The 13,983-nt window shown below is 73.0% G+C and carries 15 protein-coding genes; 14 read left to right on the top strand and 1 reads right to left on the bottom strand.

Going from position 1 to position 13,983, the window contains the following annotated elements; genetic code table 11:
• Nucleotides 1-12: 12 nt before the first annotated feature.
• The 11 genes from lepB (OG899_RS06740) to OG899_RS06690 all read left to right on the top strand — a co-directional run bounded on the left by lepB (OG899_RS06740) (nt 13) and on the right by OG899_RS06690 (nt 9,853).
• Nucleotides 13-759 (top strand): signal peptidase I, encoded by a 747-nt coding sequence (lepB, locus tag OG899_RS06740; protein WP_125499451.1) that lies wholly within the window; start codon nt 13-15, stop codon nt 757-759.
• A complete protein-coding gene (gene lepB, locus OG899_RS06735) occupies nt 752-1,822 on the top strand; it encodes a signal peptidase I (protein WP_125499452.1) in 1,071 nt (356 codons plus the stop codon). The genes lepB (OG899_RS06740) and lepB (OG899_RS06735) overlap by 8 nt, the downstream gene beginning before the upstream one ends.
• A gap of 25 nt (nt 1,823-1,847) precedes the next feature.
• Complete coding sequence (lepB, locus tag OG899_RS06730) at nt 1,848-2,729, top strand: signal peptidase I (protein WP_373296079.1); 882 nt, start codon at nt 1,848-1,850, stop codon at nt 2,727-2,729.
• 150 nt (nt 2,730-2,879) lie between these two features.
• Complete coding sequence (gene lepB / locus OG899_RS06725; protein WP_125499454.1) at nt 2,880-3,656, top strand: signal peptidase I; 777 nt, start codon at nt 2,880-2,882, stop codon at nt 3,654-3,656.
• On the top strand, nt 3,646-4,158 hold the full coding sequence (locus OG899_RS06720; RefSeq protein ID WP_125499455.1) for an NUDIX hydrolase: 513 nt from the start codon (nt 3,646-3,648) through the stop codon (nt 4,156-4,158). The genes lepB (OG899_RS06725) and OG899_RS06720 overlap by 11 nt, the downstream gene beginning before the upstream one ends.
• Nucleotides 4,159-4,214: 56 nt before the next feature.
• Entirely contained in the window at nt 4,215-4,523 is a 309-nt protein-coding gene (locus OG899_RS06715) for a DUF2469 domain-containing protein (protein ID WP_018544766.1), read from the top strand.
• A gap of 198 nt (nt 4,524-4,721) precedes the next feature.
• Nucleotides 4,722-5,087 (top strand): YraN family protein, encoded by a 366-nt coding sequence (locus OG899_RS06710; protein WP_125499456.1) that lies wholly within the window; start codon nt 4,722-4,724, stop codon nt 5,085-5,087.
• Nucleotides 5,087-6,712 carry a YifB family Mg chelatase-like AAA ATPase gene (locus tag OG899_RS06705; RefSeq protein WP_125499457.1) on the top strand — a complete coding sequence of 542 codons (1,626 nt, stop codon included), beginning with the start codon at nt 5,087-5,089 and terminating at the stop codon, nt 6,710-6,712. Before OG899_RS06710 ends, OG899_RS06705 begins: the two co-directional genes overlap by 1 nt.
• Nucleotides 6,709-8,067: a DNA-processing protein DprA gene (dprA, locus tag OG899_RS06700; protein ID WP_168131272.1), complete on the top strand. Its 1,359-nt coding sequence runs from the start codon at nt 6,709-6,711 to the stop codon at nt 8,065-8,067. Before OG899_RS06705 ends, dprA begins: the two co-directional genes overlap by 4 nt.
• A gap of 274 nt (nt 8,068-8,341) precedes the next feature.
• On the top strand, nt 8,342-9,184 hold the full coding sequence (gene whiG, locus OG899_RS06695) for an RNA polymerase sigma factor WhiG (protein ID WP_125499458.1): 843 nt from the start codon (nt 8,342-8,344) through the stop codon (nt 9,182-9,184).
• A gap of 111 nt (nt 9,185-9,295) precedes the next feature.
• Nucleotides 9,296-9,853 (top strand): TetR/AcrR family transcriptional regulator, encoded by a 558-nt coding sequence (locus OG899_RS06690; RefSeq protein WP_168131299.1) that lies wholly within the window; start codon nt 9,296-9,298, stop codon nt 9,851-9,853.
• 40 nt (nt 9,854-9,893) lie between these two features.
• Here the strand turns inward: OG899_RS06690 and OG899_RS06685 are convergent, their stop codons facing one another.
• Nucleotides 9,894-10,541 (bottom strand): M23 family metallopeptidase, encoded by a 648-nt coding sequence (locus OG899_RS06685; protein WP_168131300.1) that lies wholly within the window; start codon nt 10,539-10,541, stop codon nt 9,894-9,896.
• A 476-nt stretch (nt 10,542-11,017) separates the two neighbouring features.
• Between OG899_RS06685 and rpsB the strand changes: the two genes are divergently transcribed.
• The 3 genes from rpsB (at nt 11,018) to pyrH (ending at nt 13,855) form a co-directional block, all read left to right on the top strand.
• A complete protein-coding gene (gene rpsB, locus OG899_RS06680) occupies nt 11,018-11,860 on the top strand; it encodes a 30S ribosomal protein S2 (RefSeq protein ID WP_168131273.1) in 843 nt (280 codons plus the stop codon).
• Between the two features lie 177 nt (nt 11,861-12,037).
• The gene (gene tsf / locus OG899_RS06675; protein ID WP_168131274.1) at nt 12,038-12,874 is read left to right on the top strand and encodes a translation elongation factor Ts; all 837 of its coding nucleotides are present in this window, start codon (nt 12,038-12,040) and stop codon (nt 12,872-12,874) included.
• Between the two features lie 222 nt (nt 12,875-13,096).
• The gene (gene pyrH / locus OG899_RS06670; protein WP_125499899.1) at nt 13,097-13,855 is read left to right on the top strand and encodes a UMP kinase; all 759 of its coding nucleotides are present in this window, start codon (nt 13,097-13,099) and stop codon (nt 13,853-13,855) included.
• Nucleotides 13,856-13,983: the final 128 nt, after the last annotated feature.

The raw sequence follows: 13,983 nt of genomic DNA, 5'->3' as shown, positions 1-13,983 counted from the left end.
CATTCCGCCCCGATGGACACCGAACCACAGCAGACGGAGCGCGACCGCTCCTCCCGCCCCCGCGACGCCGGAGCCGACCCGGCGACGGAGCCGCAGGGGCCGGAGGAACGGTCGCGTTCCTCGTTGTCGCCCTCCTCACCGCTCGGACGGATCGCCGAGTGGCTCCCCGGCGGGCGGGCGACCCTCGTCGTCCTGCTCTGCCTGGCGCTGCTGCTCGGGGTCAACACGTTTCTGCTGCAGCCCTTCCAGATCCCGAGCGGCTCCATGCGGCCGACGCTGGACGTCGGGGACCGGGTCCTGGTGAACAAGGTGGCGTACCGCTTCGGGGCGTCGCCGCGCCGGGGCGACGTCGTGGTCTTCGACGGCACCGGCTCCTTCGGGGACGCGGACTACATCAAACGCGTTGTGGGGGTGGGAGGAGACCACGTCGTCTGCTGCGACACGGAGGGCAGGATCGAGGTGAACGGCCGCCCGGCCGACGAGTCGGCCTTCCTGTACCCCGGTGACCGCCCCTCCACCGTGCCCTTCGACGTGGTCGTGCCCGACGGCACCCTGTTCGTCCTCGGCGACCACCGCAGCGACTCCAGCGACTCCCGCGACCACCTCGGCTCGCCGGGCGGCGGCATGATCCCGGTGGACGACGTCGTCGGCCGCGCCGACTGGATCGTCTGGCCCCTCGGCCGTCTCGCGCACCTGACCCGGCCCGGCGCCTACGCGCAGATGCCCGCGGCCCGCACCGTGGACGGCGGCCATGGGTAGCCGCGGCAGGCCGCGCCGTGCGTCCCGCCGCGCCGTCGGCAGCCCGCCGCCCGCGGCGTCCCGGCGCGCCGTCGCACCGACCGGCGGCCGCACCCGGGCCGAGCGGCGCAGACTGCAGCGGAAGGTCAAGCGCAAGCGCAGGCGCTCGGCCGCCCGCGAGGTCCCCCTCCTGGTCGGCATCGCGATCCTCATAGCCCTGGTGCTGAAGACGTTCCTGGTGCAGGCCTTCGTGATCCCGTCCGGCTCCATGGAGCAGACCATCCGCATCGGCGACCGGGTCCTGGTCGACAAGCTCACCCCGTGGTTCGGCGCCACCCCGCACCGCGGGGACGTCGTCGTCTTCCACGACCCGGGCGGCTGGCTGGGCGACGAGCAGACCACGACGAAGAAGGCCCCGGTCGTCGTCGAACAGATCAAACAGGGTCTGACCTTCATCGGCCTGCTGCCCTCGGCCGACGAGAAGGACCTCATCAAACGGGTCGTCGGCGTCGGCGGCGACCACGTCACGTGCTGCGACGCCCAGGGACGGGTGACCGTCAACGGCCATCCCCTGGACGAGGGAGATTATCTGTACCCCGGCAACGCACCCTCCGAGCAGCGGTTCGACATCACCGTGCCCCCGGGCCGCCTGTGGGTGATGGGCGACCACCGGGGCTATTCGGCCGATTCCCGGGCCCACATGAACTCCCCGTACGGGGGTACGGTCTCCGAGAAGTCCGTGGTGGGGCGCGCGATGCTGATCGGGTGGCCGTTCAGCCACTGGCGTGTGCTCGAAGAGCCCAAAACTTTCGCCGGGGTGCCCGACGCGGCGGCAGGGTCGGCCGTGGCCGAGCGGCTGTCGCATAGGGTTGCCCCTGACGGTCCACGCGGATCGGTTCAGCTCCCGAGCCCCGCGGAACTCCCGCTCGTTATGGGAGTGGTGGGCCTGCACCGGATACGGCTCAGGCGGCGGCACGGAGTAAGGAGTTGGCGTGGGGGATGTGGCGGCGGGCGCACGGTCCGGCAGCGACGGCGAGGAGTTTCGCGGACGCACCGCGGACGGTGCCGTGACCGTGAGCAGTGAGAGCGACGCAGCCGAGGACGGCACGGTGACGGAGCACAACCAGAGCGCACAGCAGGACACCGGCAAGCCCTCCCAGGAGGAGAAGAAGCCCCGCTCCTTCTGGAAGGAGCTGCCGATCCTGATCGGTATCGCGCTGGTGCTGGCGCTGCTGATCAAGACCTTCCTCGTGCAGGCGTTCTCCATCCCGTCCGACTCGATGCAGAACACCCTCCAGCGCGGCGACCGGGTCCTGGTCGACAAGCTGACCCCCTGGTTCGGTTCCGAGCCCGGCCGCGGCGAGGTCGTCGTCTTCCACGACCCGGACAACTGGCTGGCCGGCGAACCCACGGCCAGCCCCAACCCGCTGCAGCGGATCCTCAGCACCATCGGCCTGATGCCGTCCGCGGAGGAGAAGGACCTGATCAAGCGGGTCATCGGCGTCGGCGGCGACACCGTCGAGTGCGAGGGCACCGGCCCGGTCAAGGTCAACGGCCACCCGCTGTACGAGCCGTACGTCTACCCGGGCAACACCCCCTGCAGCTACGACGACCAGGGCGGCCAGTTCAAGGTGACCGTGCCGCCGGGCTACGTCTGGGTGATGGGCGACCACCGGCAGAACAGCCGGGACTCGCGCTACAACCAGAACGACCGGCACCACGGCATGGTCCCGGTGAAGGACGTCGTCGGCCGTGCCATCGTGCGCGCCTGGCCGATCACCCGCTGGGGCACCCTGCCCGTCCCCGACACCTTCGACCAGCCCGGCCTCGACCAGCAGGGGACGACGGCATCGTCGGCGGCGGCCCTGACCGTCGCCCCCGGCGCCGTGGCGCTCAGCGCGACCGTGCCGCTGGTGCTCTGGCGCCGCAGGCGGACCTGGCACACCGACGGCGGACGCGGCAGCGGGACGACCGCCGCCGGCTCCCGCTGACCCGGCCTGCCGCCGGCTCCCGCTGACCCGGCCTGCCGCCGACGTGCCGACCCGGCGCGCCGTCGGCGTCGTGAAGCCCCTGCGGAGCTGTGATCCGTTGCGGGAAGCAGGGCTGACCGGTGCGGGTACCGCCGGGTAGGGTGCGGGTCCATGGGCGGTGAGAGCACGACAGGCACAGCCGCGCGCAGCGGCGGCACCGGACGGACCCCGGCGGGCGGCAGAACCGGACAGCGGCTGTCCGGCCTCGTCGTGGCCCTCGGCCTGGTGCTGTTCCTCGGCGGCTTCGCATGGGGCGCGGTGGTCTACCGGCCGTACACCGTGCCCACCAGCTCCATGACCCCGACCATCGGCGTGGGCGACCGGGTGCTGGCCCAGCGCATCGACGGCGACGAGGTGCGCCGCGGGGACGTCGTCGTCTTCCACGACCGGACCTGGGCGGACAACGCCCCCGTGGTCAAGCGCGTCGTGGCCGTCGGCGGCGACACGGTGTCCTGCTGCACGCACGGCAAGCTCACCGTGAACGGCAAGCAGATCGACGAGCCCTACCTGAAGGGCGGCCCCGCCGAGATCACGGACTTCCCGGCGGTGCAGGTGCCCGAGGGGCGCCTGTTCCTGCTGGGCGACGAACGCCGGGGCTCCCTGGACTCCACCGCCCACCTGCAGGACGCGGCCCGGGGCACCGTCTCCCGCGCCGACGTCACCGCCCGGGTCGACGCCGTCGTCTGGCCGATGAAGGGCATGCTGGAGCGCCCCAGCGGCTTCGCCGCGCTCGGTGAGCTGTCCACGCCGGGGCCGCTGCGCACCATCGGGTGGCTCGTCGTGGCCGGAGCCGTGCTGGTCCTCGGCGGAGCCGCCTACGGCCCGGTCGCGAGCCGGCTGGGCCGCTCCCGGTCCCGCACCCGGACGGAGCCCGCCGGTGCCCGCTGACCAGCCCCTTCCCCTCGACGGGGAGATACGCAAGGTGGCCCGGGTGGTCCTGCTCGACCCCGAGGACCGCATCCTGCTGCTGCACGGTCACGAGCCGGGCGACCCGGAGGACGACTGGTGGTTCACCCCCGGTGGCGGCCTGGAGGGCGACGAGACCCGTGAACAGGCCGCACTGAGGGAACTCGCGGAGGAGACCGGCATCACCGACGTCCAGCTCGGCCCGGTGCTGTGGCAGCGGCGCTGCTCCTTCCCGTTCGCCGGCCGCCGCTGGAACCAGGACGAGTGGTACTACCTGGCCCGCACCACCCGGACGGCGACCGCCCCCACCGCCCTGACCGAGCTGGAACGGCGCAGCGTCGCCGGAGCACGCTGGTGGACGTGTCAGGAACTGGCCCGCGCCCATGAGACGGTGTATCCGACCAGACTCGCCGAGCTGCTGCGCACGCTGCTCGACGAAGGTCCTCCGGCCGGGCCCGTGCTGCTGGACACCGAAATCGTCTAGTGGCTCACGGTACTGGCGCACAATGGGGGGACCGTACGGCTGAAGGGGAACATGCCATGAGCGCCGAGGACCTCGAGAAGTACGAGACCGAGATGGAGCTGAAGCTCTACCGGGAGTACCGCGATGTCGTCGGTCTGTTCAAATACGTGATCGAGACCGAGCGGCGCTTCTACCTCACCAACGACTACGAGATGCAGGTGCACTCCGTCCAGGGTGAGGTGTTCTTCGAGGTGACCATGGCCGACGCCTGGGTGTGGGACATGTACCGGCCGGCGCGCTTCGTCAAGCAGGTGCGCGTCCTCACCTTCAAGGACGTGAACATCGAGGAGCTGAACAAGAGCGATCTGGAGCTGCCCAGCGGATGACGGGTGCCCGCCCGCAGTCGGGTCGCGACCTGATCCCGGGCGCGCGCTGATCCTCGGGCTCGCCCCCTGTGTCCCGGGGCGGGGCGGGGGTGAACCCCCCTTCCGGGTGACCGGGTTGTCCACAACCGCGGAGTAACCCACCAAGATCACCACCGGGGTCCGTCCGGTGCCACCGTGGACGCCGGAGGTGGTGCCGACATGAGCAAGGCACGCAACGGACTCGGCCGCTACGGCGAGAACCTCGCCGCCCGGCGCCTGGGCGGCGCGGGCATGACCGTCCTGCAGCGCAACTGGCGCTGCGGCAGGAGAGGCGAGATCGACATCGTGGCCCGGGACGGGGACGTCCTGGTGGTCTGCGAGGTCAAGACCCGCCGCACGGACGCCTTCGAGCACCCGATGGCCGCCATCACCCCGGCCCGGGTCCGGCGGCTGCGCGCCCTGGCCGAACGCTGGATCGCCCAGCACGGAGGCGCACCCCCGGGCGGCGTTCGCATCGACCTGGTCGGCGTCCAGCTGCCCCGCCGCGGCGCGCCCCGCGTCGAGCACGTCAGGGGGGTGGCCTGATGGGATTCGCCCGGACCTGCTCCGTGGCCCTGGTCGGGGTGGAAGGCGTAGTCGTCGAGGTCCAGGCCGACCTGGAACCGGGCGTCGCCGCCTTCACCCTGGTGGGCCTGCCCGACAAGAGCCTGAGCGAGAGCCGCGACCGGGTGCGGGCCGCAGTGGTCAACTCCGGCGCCGAGTGGCCGCAGAAGAAGCTCACGGTGGGCCTGAGCCCCGCCTCGGTGCCCAAGGGCGGCAGCGGCTTCGACCTCGCCGTGGCCTGCGCGGTGCTCGGCGCCGCCCAGCGGATCGACCCCCGCACGCTCACCGACGTGGTCATGATCGGAGAACTGGGCCTGGACGGCCGGGTGCGTCCGGTACGGGGCATCCTGCCGGCCGTGCTGGCCGCGGCGGACGCCGGCTACGAGCAGGTGGTGGTGCCCGAGTGCGCGGCCGCCGAGGCGTCGCTGGTGCCCGGGATGTCGGTGCTCGGCATCCGCAGCCTGCGGCAGCTGATCGCCGTGCTCGCCGACGAACCCGTGCCGCAGGAGGAACCCGACGAGGCCGGCCGCGCCGACCCGCTGCCGACCGGGCTGCGCATGCCCGGCACCGGCGAGGCCACCTTTCTGCACACCATCGGCGCCGTCCAGGACGACCACGGGCACGACCTCGCCGACGTCGTCGGCCAGCACGCCGCCCGCACGGCCCTCCAGGTCGCCGCGGCCGGCGGACACCACCTGTTCCTCGAGGGACCGCCCGGCGCCGGCAAGACCATGCTCGCCGAGCGGCTGCCCGGCATCCTGCCCCCGCTCGGCCGGCAGGAGTCCCTGGAGGTCACCGCCGTCCACTCGGTGGCCGGGCTGCTGCCGCCGGGCCGACCCCTGATCGACACCGCCCCCTACTGCGCCCCGCACCACTCCGCGACCATGCAGTCCCTGGTCGGCGGCGGTCGCGGCGTCGCCCGCCCAGGCGCCGTCTCCCTCGCTCACCGCGGTGTGCTCTTCCTGGACGAGGCCGCGGAGTTCAGCAGCCACGCCCTGGACGCCCTGCGCCAGCCCCTGGAGTGCGGGCATGTGGTGGTCGCCCGCAGCGCGGGGGTGGTCCGCTTCCCGGCACGGTTCCTGATGGTCCTCGCCGCCAACCCGTGCCCGTGCGGCCGGTTCTCGCTGCGGGACGGGTCCTGCGCATGCCCGCCCTCGGCGGTCCGCCGCTACCAGGCCCGACTGTCCGGGCCGCTGCTGGACCGGGTCGACCTGCGGGTCGAGGTCGACCCGGTGACCCGGGAGGAGCTGGCCCGGGGCGGAGCACGCGGCGAGTCCACCGCCACGGTCGCCGACCGGGTGCGCGCCGCCCGGGAACGCGCCGCGGCACGGCTCGCCGGAACCCCGTGGCGCACCAACAGCGAGGTGCCCGGACGGGAGCTGCGCAGCCGGTGGCAGGCGGCCCCCGGAGCGCTGGACGAGGCGGAACGCGGGCTGGAGCGCGGCCTGCTCACCGCCCGCGGCCTGGACCGTGTGCTCCGGGTCGCCTGGACGGTCGCGGACCTCGTCGGCCACGACCGCCCGGACGCCGACGACGTCGCCCTGGCCCTGCACCTGCGCACCGGCGTGCCGCGCGGGGTGCCCATGACCCTCGAAGGTGCGGCATGACCGCCCCCGGCGGCACCGCGCCGCCCGGAGCGGACGACGCCCGCACCGCCGACGGCGCGTCCACCGCGGCCCTGCCCGCCGACCCCGGGCTCCGGACGGCCGCCGCGGACGGCCCCGCCCCGGCCGACGGCCCCGGCCCCTGCGCCCCGGACGGCGGTTCCGGTGCCTGCGCCCCGGCCGACGGCCCCGGCCCCTGCGCCCCGGACGGCGGTGACGAGGACGAGCGGCTGGCGCGGGCCTTCCTCAGCCGCGTCGTCGAGCCGGGCGACGAGACCGCGGGCCGCTGGGTGCGGGAAATGGGAGCCGTGGAGCTGGCCCGGCGGCTGCGCGCGGGCACGCACCGGCTGCCCGGGGTGTCCGACAAGCGATGGGCCGGGCTGCGGGCGCGGGCCGCACGTGCCGACCCCCGGCGGGACCTGGCCGCCGCCCGGGAGGCCGGGGTGCGGTTCGTGTGCCCCGGCGACACCGAGTGGCCCGCCCAGCTCGACGACCTGGGCGATGCCCGGCCCACCGGGCTGTGGGTGCGCGGCCGGCCCCACCTGCGCATGTGGGCGCTGCGGTCGGTGGCCCTGGTCGGCGCCCGGGCCTGCACCGCGTACGGCGCCCACATGGCGACCACGCTCGCCGCAGGCCTCGCCGAACGCGGCTGGGTCGTCGTCTCCGGCGGCGCCTACGGCATCGACGGCGCCGCCCACCGCGGCACGCTCGCCGGCGGCGGCGCCACCGTCGCGGTGCTGGCCTGCGGCGTCGACCGGCCCTATCCGCGCGGCCACACCGAGCTGATCGACCGGGTGGCGCGGCAGGGCCTGGTGATCGGCGAACTGCCGCCCGGCGACCACCCCACGCCCAGCAGATTCCTGGTCCGCAACCGGGTCATCGCGGCCCTCACCCGCGGCACCGTGGTCGTCGAGGCCGCCCACCGCAGCGGCTCGCTCGTCACGGCCCGCGCGGCGCGGCGGCTGGGCCGGCACACCATGGGCGTCCCCGGCCCGGCCACCAGCGCCCTGTCCGCCGGCGTCCACCACCTGCTGCGCGAGGGGGCGGAACTGGTCACCGACGCCGCCGAGATCGTCGAGTTGGTCGGCGCCATCGGCGAGCTCGCCCCCGAACGGCGCGGACCCGTCCTCCCGCGCGACCTGCTCGCCCCGGACGCCCGGCAGGTCCTGGCCGCGCTGCCCGGCCGGGGCACCGCGTCGGCGGACGCCGTCGCCCGCGAGGCACGGACCACCGAGGACGACGCCATCGCTCGCCTGTACGAACTCCGGGCGCTGGGCTATGTCGAACGACAGGGCGAGGAATGGGGGTTGACACGCCAGGCGGTGATCTCGGCCCGCGCGGACCGCACCGGACGCTGACCGCCCGTGTTCATCCGTCCGGGGGAACGCCGACACCTGCGCGCATACCCGCAGTTGGGCGGTGCGCAGGTGACCGCGGGTGACACCGATGACCCCGTGGGGCGCCCCGCGGAACGCATCTGCGCACGCCTCGTGCCCTGCGGTTCGCGTACCGCGACACGTCAGTCACGCTACGCTCACGTGGTTCCGAGGCAGAACAATCGAATCCCGACCCCATACCGACGACTCACCCAGAAAGCCGCACCCCACGGCAGAACCGAACACAAGGCGACGAATGCCCCAGCACACCTCCGGGTCCGACCGGGCGGCGACCCCCCCAGCCGCCCGTGACGGCGGCAGCGTGCGGCCGCCCGCCCCCTCGACGCTCGACGAGCTGTGGCGGTCGTACAAGGCGACGGGGGACGAGCGGCTGCGGGAGCAGCTGATCCTGCACTACTCACCGCTGGTCAAGTACGTGGCCGGACGGGTCAGTGTCGGCCTGCCGCCCAACGTGGAACAAGCCGACTTCGTCTCCTCGGGGGTCTTCGGACTGATCGACGCCATCGAGAAGTTCGACATCGACCGGGAGATCAAGTTCGAGACGTATGCGATCACCCGGATCCGCGGCGCCATGATCGACGAACTGCGCGCCCTGGACTGGATCCCGCGCTCGGTGCGGCAGAAGGCGCGCAACGTGGAGCGGGCGTACGCCACGCTGGAGGCCCGGCTGCGGCGCACCCCCACCGAGAGCGAGGTGGCCGAGGAGATGGGCATCGCGGTGGAGGAGCTGCACGCCGTCTTCAGCCAGCTGTCGCTGGCCAACGTGGTGGCCCTGGAGGAGCTGCTGCACGTGGGCGGCGAGGGCGGCGACCGGCTCAGCCTCATCGACACCCTGGAGGACACCGCCGCGGACAACCCCGTGGAGATCGCCGAGGACCGGGAGCTGCGCCGCTTCCTGGCCCGGGCGATCAACACGCTGCCCGAACGGGAGAAGACCGTCGTCACGCTGTACTACTACGAAGGCCTCACCCTCGCCGAGATCGGCAACGTCCTGGGGGTGACCGAGAGCCGGGTCAGTCAGATCCACACCAAGTCGGTGCTGCAGCTGCGGGCCAAGCTGGCCGGTTTCGGACGCTGAGGCCGGCCGGCACGCCCTCGCCCCGGCCGCCGGTCCCGGGCCGCGGGCGCCCGGCGTGCCGCGCCGGCCGCTCCGTACAGTGGGGGCGTGCCAAGGATTCGAGCGGCCTCCGTGGCCGAGCACCGGTCGATGCAGCGCGCCGCCCTGCTGGACGCGGCCCGGACGCTGCTGTCCGAGGGCGGGACGGACGCGCTGACCTTCCCCGCCCTGGCCGAGCGCACCGGGCTGGCGCGGTCCTCGGTGTACGAGTACTTCCGCTCCCGGGCCGCCGTCGTCGAGGAGCTGTGCGCGGTCGACTTCCCGGTGTGGGCGGCGGAGGTCGCCGCCGCCATGGCCTCCGCCCATGGCCCCGAGGCCAAGGTGGAGGCGTACGTCCGCAAGCAGCTGGAGCTGGTCGGGGACCGCCGGCACCGGGCCGTGGTGGCGATCTCGGCGAGCGAACTGGACGCCGGGGCGCGGGAGAAGATCCGCCAGGCCCACGGCGAGCTCGTCGCCATGATCGTCGAGGCCCTGGGCGAGCTGGGGCACGACCGGCCCCGTCTCGCGGCGATGCTGGTGCAGGGCGTGGTGGACGCGGCCGTGCGCCGGATCGAGGCGGGCGTGGCCGAGGAACCGGGGACGGTCGCCGACGCGGCGGTGGAGATGGTGCTGCGCGGAGTGCGCGGCTGAGACGGGGCGCCCGCCGCCCGTCCCGCCCCCGCCGAGCCGGTCAGTCCTCCGGCACCGGTACCCCCACCACCGGAAGCAGTCTCGGCGGGCCGCCGTCGCGCAGCCGCGGCGGCAGGAGCAGCAGCGGATTCAGGTAGGTCCGCTCCCGCAGCAGCCCCCAGTGCAGGCAGCCGCTGCCGCAGTGCGACCGCGTCGCCGCCGTCTCCAGCGTGCCGACGACCTGCCCGGCGGTCACCGTCTCGCCCTCCCGCACCGACGCCCGCACCGGCTCGTACGTCGTCCGCAGCGCCGGTGTGCCCGTCCCCGCCAGCTCCACCGACACCACGCCCCGACCGGCCACCCGGCCCGCGAAAGACACCCGGCCCGCAGCCACCGCCCGCACCACGGCCCCCGGCGGCGCCCCCAGGTCCACGCCCCGGTGCCCACGCCCGTACGTCGTCGCCGGTGGATCCCAGCCCCGCAGCACCGGCGGCCGCACCCCCACCGGCCACACCCGGCCCAGGGCCGGCACCGACGCGTCCCCCGGTGCGTCGCTCCAGACGTCCGTCCCGCCGCCCGCGTCCGCCTCGCTCCCCGGGGAGCCCGCCGCGCCGCCCGCACCCGCATCGCCCGGTGCCACGCCTCCGGTCACCGGCGCACCAACGGGCGCATCCCGCGCCCCCGACGGAGCACCGGCCGCACCGACCATCGCCGCGGCCACCGCCTCCATCCCTGCCGTCGCACCACCGACCGCCCCTGCCGCCGCACCATCGGCCGCCGGGCCGCCGGCCGGTAGTGCGCTCGCCCACGCCGCCGACGCCAGCAGCGCTCCCGCCGCCCCCAGCAGCAGACCGAGCCGACCGCCCGGCCGGCGCGCCCCGGGCGTCACCGGCCGCGTCCCGCGCATCCCAGACATGGGCCCAGGCTCCCGCAGCCGGGCCGAACCCGCCGTGGCCTGGGGATTACTCGTCGGTTGTGGACATCTGCGTCACCCGCCGCGCTCCGGGTCCCGTACACTTCTCGTGGCGACCCGGGCCACCGGGTCGACTTCGCACGCCCCGACATCCGGTGATCAGCGTCGGTGTCAGCACCCCTCGGTCCCTTGTGGCACGGTGCATCGCGGGCGTCAGGCGCGGGAGCCGTCCGGCCTCCGCGACACAACCGAGACTCAAGGAGAGTACGGCCATGGCCGTCGTCACGATGCGGGAGCTGCTGGAGAGCGGCGTCCACTTCGGTCACCAGACCCGCCGTTGGAACCCGAAGATGAAGCGCTTCATCTTCACCGAGCGCAACGGCATCTACATCATCGACCTGCTCCAGTCGCTGTCGTACATCGACCGCGCCTACGAGTTCGTCAAGGAGACGGTCGCCCACGGCGGCACCATCCTGTTCGTCGGTACCAAGAAGCAGGCGCAGGAGGCCATCGCCGAGCAGGCCACCCGCGTCGGCATGCCGTACGTCAACCAGCGCTGGCTGGGCGGCATGCTCACCAACTTCTCCACCGTCTACAAGCGTCTGCAGCGCCTGAAGGAGCTGGAGCAGATCGACTTCGAGGACGTGGCCTCCTCCGGCCTGACCAAGAAGGAGCTGCTCGTCCTCTCCCGCGAGAAGGCCAAGCTGGAGAAGACCCTCGGCGGTATCCGCGACATGCAGAAGGTGCCGAGCGCCATCTGGATCGTGGACACCAAGAAGGAGCACATCGCGGTCGGCGAGGCCCGCAAGCTCAACATCCCGGTCGTGGCCATCCTCGACACCAACTGTGACCCCGACGAGGTCGACTACAAGATCCCGGGCAACGACGACGCGATCCGCTCCGTCACCCTGCTCACCCGTGTGATCGCCGACGCCGTCGCCGAGGGCCTCATCGCCCGCTCCGGCGGTGCCGAGGGCAAGGGTGAGAAGGCCGCGGGCGAGCCGCTCGCCGAGTGGGAGCGCGACCTGCTCGAGGGCGAGAAGAAGGCCGCCGAGGCCGCCCAGGCCGACAAGCCGGCCGAGGCTCCGGCCGCCGAGGGCGAGAAGCAGGCCTGACCCGTCAGCGGCAGCGTTGACGGCGGGAGCGGTGCATGAAGTCCGCTCCCGCCGTTCACCCGTAGGTCAGCGGCAGGCCGCAGGCTCCCGGACGACGAGCGGCTCGCCCGGCAGCGGCGAGGGACCCGCGGCCCACTGACCGTCGATCTTCAGACTTCGAGAAGGATTCACAGACTCATGGCGAACTACACCGCCGCCGACGTCAAGAAGCTCCGTGAGCTGACCGGCGCCGGCATGATGGACTGCAAGAAGGCGCTGGACGAGGCCGAGGGCAACATCGAGAAGGCCGTCGAGGCGCTGCGCATCAAGGGCCAGAAGGGTGTCGCCAAGCGCGAGGGCCGCTCCGCCGAGAACGGCGCCGTCGTGTCGATCATCGCCGAGGACAACTCCTCCGGTGTCCTCGTCGAGCTGAAGTGCGAGACGGACTTCGTCGCCAAGGGCGAGAAGTTCCAGTCCGTGGCCAAGGCCATCGCCGAGCACGTCGCCAAGACCTCCCCGGCCGACATCGAGGCCCTGCTCGCCTCGGAGATCGAGCCCGGCAAGACCGTCCAGGCGTTCGTCGACGAGGCCAACGCCAACCTGGGCGAGAAGATCGTCCTGGACCGCTTCGCGCAGTTCTCGGACGGCTTCGTCACCGCGTACATGCACCGCACGATGCCCGACCTGCCCCCGCAGATCGGTGTCCTCGTCGAGTTCGACAAGCCGAACCCCGAGGTCGCCAAGGGCGTCGCCCAGCACATCGCCGCGTTCGCCCCGAAGTACCTCTCCAAGGACGACGTCCCGGCCGAGATCGTCGAGAAGGAGCGCCGGATCGCCGAGGAGACCACCCGCGCCGAGGGCAAGCCCGAGGCCGCGATCCCGAAGATCGTCGAGGGCCGTCTGAACGGCTTCTTCAAGGACGCCACCCTGCTCGGCCAGCCGTACGCGCTGGACAACAAGAAGTCGGTCCAGAAGGTCCTGGAGGAGGCCGGTGTCACCCTGAAGCGCTTCACGCGCATCAAGGTCGGCATCTGAGTCCGTTGAGTCCGCCGCCCGGCGGACACCCGACCCGGACAGGGTCGACAGCAGTCGTCCCCGTCGCCCCCGCCCGTCGGCACCCGTGCCGGCAGGCGTCCGGGCACGGCGGACGACGGCAGATCTGACGAGGAGGCCATTGCCGCTGCATGGGATGCGAGACACGCCCCACCGGCAATGGCCTTCTTCGTATGTGCACCACGTAACAGAGGCGGGATAGACATGACCACCAAGGCCCAGAAGAGCGACGACGGCAAAGTACCCGGCCGGTTTCTGCTGAAGCTGTCCGGAGAGGCCTTCTCCGGCGGCGGGGGCCTGGGCGTCGACCCCGACGTGGTGCACGCCATCGCACGCGAGATCGCGGCCGTCGTCCGTGACGGCGCCCAGATCGCCATCGTGATCGGCGGCGGCAACTTCTTCCGCGGCGCCGAACTGCAGACGCGCGGCATGGACCGGGCCCGGTCCGACTACATGGGCATGCTCGGCACCGTGATGAACTGCCTGGCGCTGCAGGACTTCCTGGAGAAGGAAGGCGTGGACTGCCGGGTGCAGACCGCCATCACCATGGGCCAGGTCGCCGAGCCCTACATCCCGCTGCGCGCCGTGCGCCACCTGGAGAAGGGCCGGGTGGTGATCTTCGGCGCCGGTATGGGCATGCCGTACTTCTCCACCGACACCACCGCCGCCCAGCGTGCCCTGGAGATCGACGCCGAGGCGCTGCTCATGGGCAAGAACGGCGTGGACGGGGTTTACGACTCCGACCCCAAGACCAACCCGGACGCCGTGAAGTTCGACGCGCTCGGCTACGGAGAGGTCATCACCCGCGACCTGAAGGTCGCCGACGCCACGGCGATCACGCTGTGCCGCGACAACCAGCTGCCGATCGTCGTGTTCGAACTCCTGAAGGAGGGCAACATCGCCCGCGCCGTCAAGGGTGAGAAGATCGGCACGCTCGTGGGTGACCGGGTCGGCCAGAGCTGACCGGCAACCCCCGGGCGCGGGTCCGCCGGGACGCCACCTGTCCGGGGGACGGACGGGACGGACCCGGGCCGGGGGATGGACAATGTCCTGCCGGTCGGGAACCGTGCAGGAAGAAGACGCGACGCAGC

This window comes from Streptomyces thermoviolaceus, from assembly GCF_045209695.1.
GTDB lineage: Bacteria > Actinomycetota > Actinomycetes > Streptomycetales > Streptomycetaceae > Streptomyces > Streptomyces thermoviolaceus.
The sequence above is the reverse complement of the archived record's forward strand: the minus strand, read 5'-3'. Positions and strand labels throughout refer to the sequence as shown.

What these genes read in the sequence shown, in the direction of transcription:
- OG899_RS06705 (WP_125499457.1), top strand. Translation starts at nt 5,087, where the DNA reads ATGGGATTCGCCCGGACCTGCTCCGTGGCCCTGGTCGGGGTGGAAGGC.
- rpsB (WP_168131273.1), top strand. Translation starts at nt 11,018, where the DNA reads ATGGCCGTCGTCACGATGCGGGAGCTGCTGGAGAGCGGCGTCCACTTC.
- lepB (WP_125499452.1), top strand. Translation starts at nt 752, where the DNA reads ATGGGTAGCCGCGGCAGGCCGCGCCGTGCGTCCCGCCGCGCCGTCGGC.
- OG899_RS06710 (WP_125499456.1), top strand. Translation starts at nt 4,722, where the DNA reads ATGAGCAAGGCACGCAACGGACTCGGCCGCTACGGCGAGAACCTCGCC.
- OG899_RS06685 (WP_168131300.1), bottom strand. Translation starts at nt 10,541, where the DNA reads ATGGTCGGTGCGGCCGGTGCTCCGTCGGGGGCGCGGGATGCGCCCGTT.
- pyrH (WP_125499899.1), top strand. Translation starts at nt 13,097, where the DNA reads ATGACCACCAAGGCCCAGAAGAGCGACGACGGCAAAGTACCCGGCCGG.
- OG899_RS06715 (WP_018544766.1), top strand. Translation starts at nt 4,215, where the DNA reads ATGAGCGCCGAGGACCTCGAGAAGTACGAGACCGAGATGGAGCTGAAG.
- lepB (WP_125499451.1), top strand. Translation starts at nt 13, where the DNA reads ATGGACACCGAACCACAGCAGACGGAGCGCGACCGCTCCTCCCGCCCC.
- whiG (WP_125499458.1), top strand. Translation starts at nt 8,342, where the DNA reads ATGCCCCAGCACACCTCCGGGTCCGACCGGGCGGCGACCCCCCCAGCC.
- dprA (WP_168131272.1), top strand. Translation starts at nt 6,709, where the DNA reads ATGACCGCCCCCGGCGGCACCGCGCCGCCCGGAGCGGACGACGCCCGC.
- lepB (WP_125499454.1), top strand. Translation starts at nt 2,880, where the DNA reads ATGGGCGGTGAGAGCACGACAGGCACAGCCGCGCGCAGCGGCGGCACC.
- tsf (WP_168131274.1), top strand. Translation starts at nt 12,038, where the DNA reads ATGGCGAACTACACCGCCGCCGACGTCAAGAAGCTCCGTGAGCTGACC.